General features: G+C 47.1%; 1 protein-coding gene and 1 pseudogene. Both read left to right on the plus strand.

Annotated features, from left to right (window positions below; translation table 11 throughout):
- Positions 1-278, plus strand: a pseudogene (locus WEIDD23_RS08110) (adenylosuccinate lyase family protein); the annotation flags it as partial.
- A 5-nt stretch (positions 279-283) separates the two neighbouring features.
- Positions 284-1063 carry a transporter substrate-binding domain-containing protein gene (locus tag WEIDD23_RS08115; RefSeq protein ID WP_010370180.1) on the plus strand — a complete coding sequence of 260 codons (780 nt, stop codon included), beginning with the start codon at positions 284-286 and terminating at the stop codon, positions 1061-1063.
- Positions 1064-1263: the final 200 nt, after the last annotated feature.

Below are 1263 nucleotides of genomic sequence, written 5' to 3' on the forward strand. Positions count from 1 at the left end.
AGGAGAACGTGGCGCGACTAGGTGATTTAGTCTATGCGGAGGACATTATGATGTTCTTAGCAGACCGTCTGGGTAAGCAAACCGCGCACGAAATTTTGTTCGAGGTGGCACAACGAAGCATTGACCAGCAAACGGACTTTTTGACCGATTTGATGGCGAATGCAGCGGTTGCCGAGGTAACAAGTTTGTCAGAATTAAAGACGGTGGCGTCATTTGAAAAGACGACCGTCGAAATCCCAACATTGATTGCACATGTTTTAGAGAAGGAAGTAGGTTAAACAACATGATGAAGAATACAAAGATGATGACGTTGGTTGCAGCAGGTGTCGCAGGACTAGCTTTGGCTAACATGCCAGTGCACGCTGCTGAGAAGACGATTACATTGGGATCAACTGGTGTGTCATATCCAACGTCTTATAAGGAAAATGATAAGTTGGTTGGCTTCGACGTTGAAGTTGCGAACAAGGCGTTTGCGGCAGAAGGATACAAGGTGAAGTGGGTTAACGGTGACTTTGATAGCTTGTTGCAACAATTGAGCAGCAAGAAGATTCAAGGTGTGTCAAACGCGGTTGCTTACAACAAGGACCGCGCTAAGCAATACCGTTTCTCAAAGTTGTACGCAACGTATAACCAACAAGTTGCCGTGCCAAAGGATAGCAAGGCCAAGAAGGTCAGTGATTTGGCTGGTAAGACGGTTGGCGCTGTGCAAGGGTCAACGAGCATCAAAAATTTGAATGCGTACAACAAGAAGGTTGATGTACGTGCCTTTGAGTCACGCGATGATGCCGTGACGGCTGCTAACGGTGGCAAGGTTGATGGTGTGACGAACTCAGGTCCAATTTTGAAGGCGGTGATCAAGGACAAGCAATTGGCTTTGAAGATGTTGCCTGACAAGATTGCAGCTGACCATGACGGTGCGGTCTTCACGAAGGATGCCAGTGGTAAGAAGGACGCGAAGACTTTTAACGCCGGCTTGAAGAAGTTGTACAAGGATGGCGAATTGCAAAAGTTGTCACACAAGTACTTCGGTGAAGATATTATCAATGGAAAGGCGCTTAAGTAATGTCATTTGATGTGCATTATATGATTGGTGTGATGCCAAAGCTCTTACCATATGTGCCATTGACCTTACTCTTGACCATCGGAACTGTTTGTAATCGCAACGCTGGTCGGCGCCGTCGTGACCTGGTTGCGTCGTAGTCGATATCGCTGGTTACAAGCGATTGCTCGGTTCTATGTGTCAGTATTCCGTGCTGTACCCGG

It is taken from the genome of Weissella sp. DD23, from assembly GCF_001579105.1.
GTDB lineage: Bacteria > Bacillota > Bacilli > Lactobacillales > Lactobacillaceae > Weissella > Weissella cibaria.